This is a genomic window from Pseudomonas ogarae (assembly GCF_014268695.2).
GTDB classification, from domain to species: Bacteria; Pseudomonadota; Gammaproteobacteria; order Pseudomonadales; family Pseudomonadaceae; genus Aquipseudomonas; species Aquipseudomonas kilonensis.
This window is the reverse complement of record NZ_CP077086.1, coordinates 1,505,465-1,518,790: the sequence shown is the minus strand read 5'-3', so window position 1 is coordinate 1,518,790 and position 13,326 is coordinate 1,505,465. Positions and strand designations below refer to the sequence as shown.

Here is a 13,326-nt window from a genome sequence, read left to right as displayed (position 1 = left end):
ACATTGGTCGCACCTCAGCGGCGTCAATGCGCAGTCGCCCCTTGGTCGCTCTTAACCTCCACGCGGCAGGAGCGACCGGCGACTATCCGACGCTAAACAGCTCGCTCGGCGGCACTGAGGGTCGAGCGAGCCGAGACAAAATCAACGCTGTCACCCTCGTTGTCGCTGTCTTCCGCGATATGTTCGGCCGTCGACCTTTCGACCAAGGGCAACATTCCCTGCAGCTCATCCGGGTGCGCGGGACCGGCGGAAAGCCTGTCCAACGCAGCAGAAGCCTTGTCCGCCAATGGTTGGGTCATCACAGCCGTGGTCACCCAGGCGGCGAGCACCGGGGCCATCGTCGCCGTAACCGTCGCCTTGCCCGCCGCCGCAACACCCGCAGGCGAAATCCCGGCGCTCCTGGCTGCGTTGACAGCGGCGGTCTGGGCCATGCCGATCGCAGTAATACCGCCGGCCAACGCTCCGAGACCACTGACCAGGCCTGTCGGCGTAACCAAGGCTTGCAGCGATTTGCTGCCATCGCGCATCGCGTCCAGCGGCAGGCTGCCGACCCGCTTCGCAATGCCCATCGCAGCACTCCCTACACCATAATTCTTGAGGTCCTTGTAACGCTGGTGCCAGTCTTGACGTCCCAGCAGGTATTCCGGGCCAATCCGGTGTTTCGATTTATCGATGGAATGTTGCAGGTCATAGGCGGCCATGCCTGAAAGCGGAGAACCGACGGCAGCTATCACCGAGTCCACCTTGCTGCCCGTTTGCGCATCGACGGTCTTCGTCACGACGGGTTGGATGACCGTGCGCAACACGTTTCGCGCGGAGAAGGTCTGGAAAGTCAGGCTGCCTTCAATAGCCTGGGTCGTCAGGCTCGGTTTCACCGCCTGGGCGGCTTCCTGCATGACCGGCTCCAGATCGGCATTTTCGGCCACCAGCCACTGGGTGTCGCTGGTGGCGCGCTTGATCAGGCCATTGCCGACCGTGTCGGTGGCGCTGCTGACCAGGCCGGCAATCGCCGACAATGCCAACGGCGCGGTAATCGAGCCATTGCCGGTCACCGCCGGGGCGAAGTCCAGCGCGATGGACGCCGCGCCGAAGGGAACCGAACGAAGGAATCCAACAGTGTCATGGGACGCGCGATCCAGCCGCGAGCCTTTGGTCAGCACGGCATCGACGCTTTCCGCGGTTTCCCCGTCATTGGCCAAGGTGCGCGAACGATCGTCGATCAGTGCTTCGAAGGCCTCGCGATTGGCACCGTTCATATGCGGCTCGAATACCCGGGTGAGCTGGGCCTTGATTGCACCAGTGCGATTTGCCAAGTCCTGTTCAGCCGAGACAGGGCCGATCGGGACGGATGCAGCGGTCCCGGTGGTCGATGTCGTTGAATGGGGCGGGAGCGTCTCTTCAGTCTGAAGCGTCAGTGGATGGGGCAGTGTCAGGGAGATGGAATCCATGGGCGGGTCTCTTGTGCGAAAAAGTGCCGGGTTTACCTGTGCTGTGTGGTCACCTCTTTCCTATCGGTTCCGCCTCGTCCGATCCGTCGCGACAGTCAAGGCACTGAAAGGAACGACGTGGCATAATCGTCCGCTGATTTTCAGGACGATACCGGGAACGTTTTGGGGGAGCATTCATGCCCAAGGAAAACAAGCACTTACAGCTTTTCGGCATCAAAGCCTGCGATACGATGAAAAAAGCGCGTACCTGGCTCGATGAGCACGCGGTGCGCTATGACTTTCACGACTACAAAACTGCCGGCATCGACCGTGAGCACCTGACCCAATGGTGCAACGAGCATGGCTGGCAAGTGGTGTTGAACCGTGCCGGTACGACCTTTCGCAAACTCGACGACGAACGCAAAGCCGATCTCGACCAGCCGAAAGCCATCGAACTGATGCTCGCCCAACCCTCGATGATCAAGCGCCCGGTGCTTGACCTCGGTGACCGAACCCTGATTGGCTTCAAGCCAGATATTTATGCGGCAGAGATCAAGTAAGCCTGCCCAGTCCATTTTGTAGAGGTAATTTCATGTCCACTACCCTGTTCAGCCTGGCCTTCGGTGTCGGCACACAAAACCGTCAAGGCGCCTGGCTGGAAGTGTTCTACGCACAGCCGCTGCTCAACCCGTCGGCTGACATCGTCGCAGCCATCGCGCCAATCCTTGGCTACAGCGAAGGCAACCAGGCCATCACCTTCACCACCGCCCAGGCCTCGCAACTGGCAGAAGCCCTCAAGGGCGTCGATGCCGCGCAAGCCGCGCTGCTGACTCGCCTGGCCGAAAGCCACAAGCCGCTGGTCGCCACGCTGCTGGCCGAAGATGCCCAACTGTCTTCCACGCCTGAGGCTTACCTCAAGCTGCACCTGCTGTCCCATCGCCTGGTCAAGCCTCATGGCCTGAACCTGGCCGGCATCTTCCCTCTGCTGCCGAACGTGGCCTGGACCAGCCAGGGCGCGATCGACTTGAGCGAACTGGCCGAGCACCAGCTTGAAGCCCGCCTGCGTGGCGAGCTGCTGGAAGTGTTCTCGGTGGACAAGTTCCCGAAAATGACCGACTACGTGGTTCCGGCCGGCGTGCGTATCGCCGATGCCGCGAGGGTCCGCCTGGGCGCCTACGTGGGCGAAGGCACCACCGTGATGCACGAAGGTTTCGTCAACTTCAACGCCGGCACCGAAGGCCCGGGCATGATCGAAGGCCGTGTTTCGGCAGGCGTATTCGTCGGCAAGGGTTCGGACCTGGGCGGCGGTTGCTCGACCATGGGCACCCTGTCGGGCGGCGGCAACATCGTGATCAAGGTTGGCGAAGGCTGCCTGATCGGCGCCAATGCCGGCATCGGTATCCCGCTGGGAGACCGCAACACCGTGGAGTCGGGCCTGTACGTGACCGCTGGTACCAAGGTGAAACTGCTGGACGAAAACAACCAACTGGTCAAAGTGGTCAAGGCCCGCGACCTGGCCGGCCAGCCTGACCTGTTGTTCCGCCGCAACTCCGAAACCGGTGCGGTGGAATGCAAGACGCACAAATCGGCCATCGAGCTGAACGAAGCACTGCACGCCCACAACTAAGCCGCTTCACACCCTCACCTGTGGGAGCAGCTTTGCTCCCACAGGGTCCGGCGTCATTCCAGCAGGGCCCGAAAGCATGTTGATCCAATCCCCCTGGCGTGCCGATTTCCCGGCCATCGCCGCCCTGCAGCGGCAAGGCCAGACCTACCTGGACAGCGCCGCCACCACGCAAAAACCCCAAGCCCTGTTGGACGCCCTGACGCATTACTACGCTAATGGCGCGGCCAATGTGCACCGCGCGCAACATTTGCCGGGCGCCCATGCCACCCAGGCGTTCGAGGACAGCCGCCTCAAGGTCTCCCAATGGCTCAATGGCGGAAACTGCGGGCAAGTCGTCTTCACCCACGGCGCCACTTCGGCGCTGAACCTGCTGGCCTACGGGCTGGAACACTTATTCAACCCGGGCGATGAGATCGTCATCAGCGCCCTGGAACACCACGCCAACCTGCTGCCGTGGCAGCAACTGGCCGAGCGCCGTTCGTTGACCCTGGTGGTGCTGCCACTGGATGCCAACGGGGTGATCGACCCTGGCGCCGCCGCCGAACTGATCGGCCCGCGTACGCGCTTGCTGGCGGTGAGCCAGTTATCCAATGTGCTCGGGGCCTGGCAGCCGGTGCCGGCGCTGCTGGCGCTGGCCAAGGCCCAGGGCGCGCTGACGGTGATCGACGGCGCCCAGGGCGTGGTCCATGGTCGCCACGACGTCGAGGCGCTGGGCTGCGATTTCTATGTGTTTTCCAGCCACAAACTCTACGGCCCCGACGGGCTGGGCGTGCTGTTTGGCCGTACCGAAGCCCTTGGCAACCTGCATCATTGGCAGTTCGGCGGCGAAATGGTGCAACAGGCCGATTACCACAGCGCCAGCTTCCGCCCGGCGCCGCTGGGTTTCGAAGCGGGCACACCGCCGATTGCCAGCGTAATCGGCCTGGGGGCGACCCTGGATTACCTGTCCGACCTCGACCCGCAGGCGGTCATCGAGCATGAGGCAGCGCTGCATGACTACCTGCTCCATGGCCTGTTGGCCCGCAACGGCGTTCGCCTGGTGGGCAACCCGCGCCTGGCCCTGGTCAGCTTCGTGGTCGAAGGCATCCACAACGCCGACCTCGCGCACCTGCTGACCGAGCAAGGTATCGCCGTGCGCGCCGGGCATCACTGCGCGATGCCGTTGTTCAAGCATTTGAAGCTGTCCGGGGCGATCCGGGTGTCGCTGGCGCTGTACAACGACTCCGCCGATCTCGAACGTTTCTTCGAGGCCCTGGACCAGGCCCTGGAGATGCTCCGATGAACCTGCCCGCCGAGGCTGCCACAGCGCTGCAGATTTTCCAGGACGCGTCAGGTTGGGAACAACGCGCCCGACTGCTGATGCAATGGGGCGAACGTTTGCCGCCGTTGAGCGATGCGGACAAGTGCGACGCCAACCTGGTCCACGGCTGTGAAAGTCAGGTGTGGCTGGTGGGGCAGTTGCACGACGGGCATTGGCAGTTTTGCGCCAGCAGCGATGCGCGGTTGATCCGTGGGCTGGTGGCGTTGCTGTTGGCGCGGGTCAACGGGTTGTCCGCTGAAGAGTTGCAGCAGGTGGATTTGCCGGATTGGTTCAATCAGTTGGGATTGTCGCGGCAGCTGTCGCCGTCGCGTAGCAATGGCTTGAATGCAGTGTTGAAGCGGATGTTTGAGTTGACTCAGTAACCGCCATCGCGAGCAAGCTCGCTCCCACAGGGGATTTGGGTGTACGCAAATACTGCATTCAGCCAGATCCCATGTGGGAGCGAGCTTGCTCGCGAAGGGGCCAACAGCCCCACCCTCAAACCTGAGGCTTGACCCTGTCCGCCGGCCGCCGCACGCCCGCCACGATCTTATCCACAGCCTTGGTCGCCGCGACCATGCCGAATGTCGCCGTGACCATCATCACCGCGCCAAACCCGCCAGCGCAGTCGAGCTTGACGCCGTCGCCGACGAAACTCTTCTGCAAGCAAATGCTGCCGTCCGGTTTCGGGTAGCGCAGTTGTTCGGTGGAGAACACGCAAGGCACGCTGTAGTGGCGGGTCACGGTGCGGGAGAAACCGTAGTCGCGGCGCAAGGTGGAGCGCACCTTGGAGGCCAGCGGATCGTTGAACGTACGGTTCAAGTCGCAGACCTGGATCAGCGTCGGGTCGATCTGCCCGCCCGCGCCGCCGGTGGTGATGATCTGGATCTTACGGCGCTTGCACCAGGCGATCAGCGCAGCCTTGGCGTTGACGATGTCGATGCAGTCGATCACGCAGTCGATGTTCGGCGTGATGTACTCGGCCATGGTGTCGCGGGTGACGAAGTCGGCCACCGCATGCACGGTGCAGTCGGGGTTGATCCCACGCAGCCGCTCGGCCATGACCTCGACCTTGGGCTTGCCGACGGTGCTGTCCAGGGCGTGCAACTGACGGTTGGCGTTGCTCACGCAGACATCGTCCAGGTCGAACAGCGAGATCTCGCCCACGCCGCAACGGGCAATGGCTTCCGCCGCCCAGGAGCCGACACCGCCAACCCCGACAATCGCCACATGGGCCGCCCGCAGGCGCTCCAGGCCTTCGATGCCATACAAGCGGGCGATACCGGCAAACCGTGGATCTTCTGTACTCATGACCATTACCCCAAAAACCGGCGCGCATTATAGGGCTTTGTCTCGGCAATTTAAGCAAAACCTCTGTGGGAGCGAGCCTGCTCGCGATAGCGTCAGTTCAATGCCGGCTGATCCACCGCTATCGCGAGCAGGCTCGCTCCCACAGTTTTTGTGTTCCACCGGTCCCGCGCCAGGGGCCCATGGTGGTCGTTTTGCTATAAGATAACCGCCATTTTGTAAGCCTCGACCGAATACAATCCAACGGTCGAACTCAGGACCTGTGGGAGCGGGCTTGCTCGCGAAGCTTTTAGCGTCAGTGATGACGCCTTCGCGAGCAAGCCCGCTCCCACATGGACTGTGATCTCCTTTCCAGCTTTTCGGAGTTTTCCATGACGGCCCACGCCGACCTCTCGCCGACCCTGCAACTCGCCTGCGACCTGATCCGCCGTCCGTCCGTGACGCCGGTGGATGCCGATTGCCAGAAACTGATGATGCAGCGCCTGGGCAACGCGGGCTTTACGCTCGAACCGATGCGCATCGAGGATGTGGATAACTTCTGGGCCAGCCATGGCAAGCATGACGGTCCGGTGCTGTGCTTCGCCGGGCACACCGACGTGGTGCCGACCGGTCCGGTGCAGGCCTGGCAACTCGACCCGTTCGATGCGGTCATCGACGAACAGGGCATGCTCTGCGGCCGTGGCGCGGCGGACATGAAAGGCAGCCTGGCGGCGATGGTCGTGGCGGCCGAACGGTTCGTCGCCGACTACCCGGACCACAAGGGCTCGCTGACCTTCCTGATCACCAGCGATGAAGAAGGCCCGGCCCACCACGGCACCAAAGCCGTGATCGAGCGCCTCAAGGCCCGCCAGGAGCGACTGGACTGGTGCATCGTCGGCGAGCCGTCGAGCACCACGCTGGTGGGCGATGTGGTCAAGAATGGCCGGCGCGGTTCCCTCGGCGCGAAGTTGACCGTGCGCGGCAAGCAAGGCCATGTGGCTTATCCACACCTGGCGAAGAACCCGATCCACCTGGCCGCGCCCGCCTTGGCCGAACTGGCCGCCGAACACTGGGACCACGGCAACGACTTCTTCCCGCCGACCAGTTTCCAGATATCCAACCTCAATTCCGGCACCGGCGCGACCAACGTGATCCCCGGTGACCTGGTGGCGGTGTTCAACTTCCGCTTTTCCACCGAGTCCACCGTCGAAGGCCTGCAACAGCGCGTTGCCGATATCCTCGACAAGCATCAGCTGGATTGGCACATCGACTGGGCACTGTCCGGCCTGCCGTTCCTCACCGAACCCGGTGCACTGCTCGACGCCGTATCGTCGAGCATCAAGGACGTCACCGGGCGCGAGACCCAGGCGTCCACCAGCGGCGGCACGTCCGACGGTCGTTTCATCGCCACCATGGGCACGCAAGTGGTGGAACTGGGGCCGGTCAACGCGACCATCCACCAGGTCAACGAGCGTGTGCTGGCCGCCGATCTCGACGTGCTGACCGAGATCTACTACAAGACGCTGATCAAGTTGCTCGCCTGATGCTCGCCTGTCCGATCTGCAGTGAACCGCTGAACGCGGTGGACAACGGCGTGGTGTGCCCGGCCGGCCACCGCTTCGACCGCGCACGGCAGGGTTACCTGAACCTGCTGCCGGTGCAGCACAAGAACAGCCGCGACCCCGGCGACAACCAGGCAATGGTCGAAGCCCGCCGCGACTTCCTCAACGCCGGGCACTATGCCCCGGTCGCCCGGCGCCTGGCCGAACTGGCCGCCGAACGCGCGCCTGGGCGTTGGCTGGACATTGGCTGTGGCGAGGGCTACTACACCGCGCAGATCGCCGAGGCGTTGCCCCAGGCCGATGGCTATGCCTTGGACATTTCCCGCGAGGCGGTCAAGCGCGCCTGCAAACGCAACCCGCAGCTGACCTGGTTGATCGCCAGCATGGCCCGGGTGCCGCTGGCGGACGGCTGCTGCCAGTTCCTGGCCAGCGTGTTCAGTCCGCTGGACTGGCAGGAGGCCAAGCGCTTGCTCAGCCCCGGCGGCGGCCTGATGAAAGTCGGCCCCACCGCCGGCCACCTGATGGAACTGCGCGAGCGCCTGTACGACGAAGTGCGCGAATACACCGACGACAAGCACCTGGCCCTGGTGCCGCCGGGCATGGTGCTGGATCACAGCGAAACCCTCGAATTCAAGCTGACCCTCGACAGTGGCCAGGACCGCGCCAACCTGCTGGCAATGACGCCCCACGGCTGGCGCGCCAGTGCCGAACGCCGTGCCAGCGTGATCGAGCAGGCCGAGCCGTTCGAGGTCACGGTGTCGATGCGCTACGATTATTTCGTTCTTCAATAACCTTTTGATTCCGGTCCCGGGCAACCGCTCGGGACCCGTTAAATCCGCGAATGGATTTTTCAAGACCGCAGCGAGGACATCCATGCGCCAACCCGATATCGAGATTTACCTCAAAGACGCCGACGTCGACCACAAGGCCATCGCCGCCTGGCTCGGCCAGGCCCTGGGCCCGTGCAGCGACTGGGTGCAGAAAGGCCAGACCTACAAGTGCAAGGCCGGCAATATCCCGGTGACCTGGCTGCCCAAGGCCGTGGGCAAATGGAACAGCCTGTACCTGGAAAGTGACCAGACCCCGTGGGAAGACGACATCGCCTGCGCCCGCGCCGCCTTCGCCGCACTGAACGTCGAAGTGCGCTGCGCACCTGGGTCATGGGTCGAGGAAGAAGGCGAGGAATCGGCGGACCGCTGGATTCGCATCAGCGCCGATGGGGAAGAAGAAATTACCTGGAAGACGGCGTGACACCCGTCTCAGGCGCAGCCTAGAGCCAAATGTGGGAGCACTGTGGGAGCAAAGCTTGCTCGCGATGGCGGAGGTACATTCAACATCGATGCAAGCTGACCTACCACTGTCGCGAGCAAGCTTTGCTCCCACAGGGACCTACCACGGCTTCAAGAGTGGGGTTACAACCCCACCACATCCTCAGCCTGCAAGCCCTTCTGCCCTTCCACGACCGCGTACTCGACCTGCTGGCCTTCGGTCAGTGAACGGTGGCCTTCACCGCGGATGGCGCGGTAATGCACGAACACATCCGCCCCGCCTTCACGCTGGATGAAACCGTAGCCCTTCGCGTCGTTGAACCACTTCACACTGCCGGTTTCCCGTGCTGCCATGATGCTCACTCCCACTTCTTATTTTTAAGTCGGCTTTTCGAGGGAAAGCCGTACGAACGTTAGCTGCCGTCCAGCCGTCCATAAGGGAGGCCATGGCAGTCACTGGCCGAGTATATGACAGACACAAAAACTCTCAACTGACTTTACTTCGGCGCTTTTTTGCCGATTTTCGGCGAATCCGGCACACTGGCGCCCGCCCCATTCCATTCACTCATGCAGAAGCCGTATGACCCGCTCCCCGTTCCGCCGTCTTGTGTTTGGCACCCTGCGCCGACTGTTGTATCTCTGGGTTCGCTCCGAGACGATCAACCAGTCGTCCTTCACCCTCAACCTCGACCGCAGTCGTCCGGTGTTCTACGTCCTGCAAGATCCTTCGCTCACTGACCTGGCGGTGCTCGACACCGAATGCACCAAGGCCGGCCTGCCCCGTCCGGTGCTGCCGGTCTCGGTGGGCAACCTGCTGGAGCCGGCGGCGTTTTTCTACCTGACGCCAGCGCCGGACTGGATCGGCCGCCAGGACAAGCGCGGTGCGCCACCCACCCTGACGCGACTGGTCAACGCCCTGACCCACAATGCCGCCGAAGACGCCCAGATCATCCCGGTCAGCGTGTTCTGGGGGCAGTCGCCCGACAGCGAATCCAGCCCCTGGAAGCTGTTGTTCGCCGACAGTTGGGCCGTCACCGGGCGCCTGCGCCGCCTGTTGAGCATCATGATTCTGGGGCGCAAGACCCGCGTGCAATTCTCCGCGCCGATCCACCTGCGCGAGCTGATCGAACACGACAAGGGCCACGAGCGCACTGTACGCATGGCCCAGCGGATCCTGCGGGTGCACTTCCGCAATCTGAAAGCAGCGGTCATCGGCCCCGACATTTCCCACCGGCGCAACCTGGTCAAGGGCCTGCTGAACCAGCCGCTGGTCAAGCAGGCGATTGCCGAGCAAGCCGAGCGGGAAAAGATCTCCACCGAAAAAGCCAAGGCCCAAGCCCTGCGCTACGGCAACGAGATTGCCTCGGACTACACCTACACCGCGATCCGTTTCCTGGAAGTGGTGCTGAGCTGGTTCTGGAACAAGATCTACGACGGCATCAAGGTCAACCACATCGAAGGCGTGCAGAACGTCGCCCAAGGCCACGAAGTCATCTATGTGCCGTGCCACCGCAGCCACATCGACTACCTGCTGCTGTCGTACCTGTTGTTTCGCAACGGCCTGACGCCGCCGCACATCGCCGCCGGCATCAACCTCAACATGCCGGTGATCGGCAGCCTGCTGCGCCGTGGCGGGGCGTTCTTCATGCGTCGCACCTTCAAGGGCAACCCGCTCTACACCGCCGTGTTCAACGAATACCTGCACACGCTGTTCACCAAAGGTTTTCCGGTGGAGTACTTCGTCGAGGGCGGGCGTTCGCGCACCGGGCGCATGCTGCAACCCAAGACCGGCATGCTCGCCATCACCCTGCGCAGCTTCCTGCGCTCCTCGCGCATGCCCATCGTGTTCGTGCCGGTCTACATCGGTTATGAGCGGGTGCTGGAAGGCCGCACCTACCTGGGCGAACTGCGTGGGGCCAGCAAGAAAAAAGAATCGATCTTCGACATCTTCAAGGTCATCGGCGCCCTCAAGCAACGTTTCGGCCAGGTGGCGGTGAACTTCGGCGAACCGATCAAGCTGGCGGAATTCCTCGACAGCGAACAGCTGGATTGGCGCCAACAGGAACTGGGTCCGCAATTCAAACCGGCCTGGCTCAACGCGACCACCAATCGCCTTGGCGAGCGCGTGGCCCGGCACCTTAACGAAGCCGCAGCGATCAACCCGGTCAACCTCGTCGCCCTGGCGCTGCTGTCCACCAGCCGCCTGGCCCTGGACGACCGCGCCATGGCCCGGGTGCTCGACCTGTACCTGGCGTTGTTGCGCAAAGTCCCGTACTCGCCCCACACCACCCTGCCCGAAGGCGATGGCCGGGCGCTGATCGAACATGTAAAAGGCATGGACCTGCTGTCGGAACAGAGCGATGCCCTGGGCAAGATTCTGTACCTGGATGAGCAGAACGCGGTACTGATGACCTACTACCGCAACAACGTCCTGCACATCTTCGCCCTGCCGGCGTTGCTGGCGAGCTTCTTCCAGAGCAGCTCGCGCATGAGCCGCGAGCAGATCCTGCGCTACACCCACGCGTTGTACCCGTACCTGCAATCGGAGCTGTTCATTCGCTGGTCGCTGGAAGAATTGGACGGCGTGGTCGACCAGTGGCTCGAAGCATTCGTCGAACAGGGCCTGCTGCGTTTCGAAAATGACCTGTACCTGCGCCCGGCGCCGAGTTCGCGGCACTTCGTGCTGCTGACCCTGCTGTCAAAAAGCATCGCCCAGACCTTGCAGCGCTTCTACATGACCGTCTCGCTGCTGCTCAACAGCGGCCAGAACACCATCAGCGCCGAAGAACTGGAAGACCTCTGCACCGTCATGGCCCAGCGCCTGTCGATCCTGCATGGCCTGAATGCGCCGGAGTTCTTCGACAAGAGCCTGTTCCGCCACTTCATCCAGACCATGCTTGACCTCGACGTGCTGCGCCGCGACGAGGCCGGCAAACTCAGCTACCACGTGCTGCTGGGCGAACTGGCCGAAGGCGCAGCCAAGCGGGTGCTGCCAGCGGAAATTCGCCTGTCGATTCGCCAGGTGGCGCTGCATCGCAGTGAGGATGCTGCGGAGATCGCCGTCAGCCCCGACAGTTGAAGACTGCCGATCACTCACCGAGAAGCATGGAACGCTTGCGGTGAGTTGATGGGCCAGTCATCGGGCTTACTCCGACACTGCGCAGCGGCTAAGGCGACGTCAAACCAAGAAAAGACCTACAGAGAACTTTGGAGCAGGCCCCTAGGATGGGATCACGTCAACGTCGACGTACTGAAAAGGAATTCAGCATGAACATCATCACGTTAACCCTGCAACTGCCTGAAGGTTTCCAACTCCCGGAAGCCGCTCGCACCGAAGTCAGTGTGCGAAATGCAGCCGGCGCGCAGATCAGCGCCAGCGGCGGCCAGGGCTCCAACATGGCGCCAAAGGAAGCAGTGGCCCAGCAGCCTTGGCAATATCGCTTTCTTGTCGACCCCAAGACGACGCCCGTAGGCGAAAAACTCTCGGTCAAGGCCCAAGCGTACCAAGGCGACACCGCGCTTTTTCTTGATACCGAACAGGCCTTCACCTGGGATGGCAGCAATCAACACGTTGACATCCCGCTGAGCCTGGCGCCAGCATCGCTGGCTGAAACTGTTCAAGCGCCTGCGTTCGGTTCCTGAGCCGCGACGTTACGAATGGATGCTTGGACGCAAATCCGCTAAATGCTCATTGACGCCCGGTGTGGCTGGTGTCAATGAGCCAGGTGCTTCCAATGAAAAAACTCGCTCTGCTTGCATCCATGGCGTTACTGGCCGCCTGCCAATCGACAACGCCCCCCTCAGCATCCCTCGATGGCGAAGTGTTCTACCTGCAACGCATCGCCCTGCCGCCCAACGCTACCTTGAGCGTGAGCCTGCAGGACGTTTCCCTGGCCGACGCCCCTGCGGTGGTGCTCGATGAGCAGAGCGGCCCGATCAAAGGCCAGGTCCCGCTGCCGTTCCACCTCAGTTATGATCCAGCCCAGGTCAAGCCCGGCCATCGTTATGCCGTGAGCGCCCGCATCGAAGTGGACGGCCAGTTGATGTTCATCACCACCGAACAACACGCCGTGCAACTCGATGGCAAGGATCCGCAGCCGTTGAAGATCCGCGTCAACGCCGCACGCTGATTCCTTTTTCCAACTTTTTTCAAGGACGCCATCATGCTTCGCTCAACCCTCCGTTTCACCGGCCTGTGCGCAGGCCTGCTGCTCTGCGCCAATGCCATGGCCCTGTCCCTGGGCGACCTGTCGCAAAAGGACGCCACGGGCGGCCTCAAGGACGCCTTGACCCAAGGCGCGCAGGTGGCGGTCAAGCAACTGGGCACCCCCGGCGGCTTCAGCAACAACCCGGATGTGAAGATCGAACTGCCAGGCAAGCTGGGCAAAGTCGCCAGCAAGATGAAAGCCTTCGGCATGGGTGATCAAGTCGATCAACTGGAAACCAGCATGAACCAGGCCGCCGAGGCTGCCGTGGTCCAGGCCCAGCCAATTCTGGTCAATGCCGTGAAGAACATGAGCGTGGACGATGCCAAGGGCATTCTCAGCGGCGGCCAGGACTCCGCCACGCAATACTTGAACAAGAGCAGCCGCGAGCAGATCCGCGCCAAGTTCCTGCCCATCGTCAAGCAAGCCACCGACAAGGTCGGCCTGGCGCAGAAATACAATGCTTTCGCCGGCCAGGCCGCGACCTTCGGCGTGCTGGACGCCAAGAGCGCCAACATCGAAAACTACGTGACCGAGCAGGCGCTGGACGGGTTGTTCGAGATGATCGGCAAGCAGGAAGCCACCATTCGCCAGAACCCGGCGGCTGCGGCGACCAGTTTGGCGAAGAAGGTTTTCGGTACTCTCTAAGC

Annotated in this window: 14 protein-coding genes; 11 read left to right on the top strand and 3 right to left on the bottom strand. The window is 62.5% G+C overall.

Annotation, left to right across the window (positions count from 1 at the left end; translation table 11 throughout):
• Positions 1-92: 92 nt before the first annotated feature.
• Entirely contained in the window at positions 93-1,448 is a 1,356-nt protein-coding gene (locus HU749_RS06530) for a type III effector protein RopAA (RefSeq protein WP_186649963.1), read from the bottom strand.
• Positions 1,449-1,624: 176 nt separating this feature from the next.
• Here HU749_RS06530 and HU749_RS06525 point away from each other — a divergent pair, with 176 nt between their 5' ends.
• From HU749_RS06525 to HU749_RS06510, 4 genes are all read left to right on the top strand, one after another.
• Positions 1,625-1,987 (top strand): ArsC family reductase, encoded by a 363-nt coding sequence (locus HU749_RS06525; RefSeq protein WP_014336784.1) that lies wholly within the window; start codon positions 1,625-1,627, stop codon positions 1,985-1,987.
• 32 nt (positions 1,988-2,019) lie between these two features.
• Complete coding sequence (dapD, locus tag HU749_RS06520; RefSeq protein WP_003198211.1) at positions 2,020-3,054, top strand: 2,3,4,5-tetrahydropyridine-2,6-dicarboxylate N-succinyltransferase; 1,035 nt, start codon at positions 2,020-2,022, stop codon at positions 3,052-3,054.
• Between the two features lie 76 nt (positions 3,055-3,130).
• Positions 3,131-4,336 (top strand): aminotransferase class V-fold PLP-dependent enzyme, encoded by a 1,206-nt coding sequence (locus tag HU749_RS06515; RefSeq protein ID WP_186649965.1) that lies wholly within the window; start codon positions 3,131-3,133, stop codon positions 4,334-4,336.
• Positions 4,333-4,737, top strand: a complete 405-nt coding sequence (locus tag HU749_RS06510) for a SufE family protein (RefSeq protein ID WP_079302067.1) — start codon at positions 4,333-4,335, stop codon at positions 4,735-4,737. Before HU749_RS06515 ends, HU749_RS06510 begins: the two co-directional genes overlap by 4 nt.
• A 115-nt stretch (positions 4,738-4,852) precedes the next feature.
• Here HU749_RS06510 and tcdA read toward each other — a convergent pair whose 3' ends face one another.
• Complete coding sequence (gene tcdA / locus HU749_RS06505; protein ID WP_079302066.1) at positions 4,853-5,671, bottom strand: tRNA cyclic N6-threonylcarbamoyladenosine(37) synthase TcdA; 819 nt, start codon at positions 5,669-5,671, stop codon at positions 4,853-4,855.
• 362 nt (positions 5,672-6,033) lie between these two features.
• Between tcdA and dapE the strand changes: the two genes are divergently transcribed.
• The 3 genes from dapE (at position 6,034) to HU749_RS06490 (ending at position 8,454) form a co-directional block, all read left to right on the top strand.
• Positions 6,034-7,185, top strand: a complete 1,152-nt coding sequence (dapE, locus tag HU749_RS06500) for a succinyl-diaminopimelate desuccinylase (RefSeq protein WP_014336780.1) — start codon at positions 6,034-6,036, stop codon at positions 7,183-7,185.
• Positions 7,185-7,994 (top strand): putative RNA methyltransferase, encoded by an 810-nt coding sequence (locus HU749_RS06495; RefSeq protein ID WP_046065318.1) that lies wholly within the window; start codon positions 7,185-7,187, stop codon positions 7,992-7,994. Before dapE ends, HU749_RS06495 begins: the two co-directional genes overlap by 1 nt.
• Before the next feature lie 82 nt (positions 7,995-8,076).
• Entirely contained in the window at positions 8,077-8,454 is a 378-nt protein-coding gene (locus tag HU749_RS06490; protein ID WP_003198200.1) for a hypothetical protein, read from the top strand.
• A gap of 161 nt (positions 8,455-8,615) precedes the next feature.
• Here the strand turns inward: HU749_RS06490 and HU749_RS06485 are convergent, their stop codons facing one another.
• Positions 8,616-8,825 carry a cold shock domain-containing protein gene (locus tag HU749_RS06485; RefSeq protein WP_003198198.1) on the bottom strand — a complete coding sequence of 70 codons (210 nt, stop codon included), beginning with the start codon at positions 8,823-8,825 and terminating at the stop codon, positions 8,616-8,618.
• Positions 8,826-9,051: 226 nt separating this feature from the next.
• On the opposite strand from HU749_RS06485, the gene plsB reads away from it, so the two are divergent.
• The 4 genes from plsB (at position 9,052) to HU749_RS06465 (ending at position 13,324) form a co-directional block, all read left to right on the top strand.
• Positions 9,052-11,550 (top strand): glycerol-3-phosphate 1-O-acyltransferase PlsB, encoded by a 2,499-nt coding sequence (gene plsB / locus HU749_RS06480; RefSeq protein WP_186649967.1) that lies wholly within the window; start codon positions 9,052-9,054, stop codon positions 11,548-11,550.
• A gap of 188 nt (positions 11,551-11,738) precedes the next feature.
• On the top strand, positions 11,739-12,113 hold the full coding sequence (locus HU749_RS06475; RefSeq protein WP_046065320.1) for a hypothetical protein: 375 nt from the start codon (positions 11,739-11,741) through the stop codon (positions 12,111-12,113).
• 92 nt (positions 12,114-12,205) lie between these two features.
• The gene (locus tag HU749_RS06470; protein ID WP_003198192.1) at positions 12,206-12,601 is read left to right on the top strand and encodes a YbaY family lipoprotein; all 396 of its coding nucleotides are present in this window, start codon (positions 12,206-12,208) and stop codon (positions 12,599-12,601) included.
• A 33-nt stretch (positions 12,602-12,634) separates the two neighbouring features.
• Positions 12,635-13,324: a DUF4197 domain-containing protein gene (locus HU749_RS06465; protein WP_046065322.1), complete on the top strand. Its 690-nt coding sequence runs from the start codon at positions 12,635-12,637 to the stop codon at positions 13,322-13,324.
• Positions 13,325-13,326: the final 2 nt, after the last annotated feature.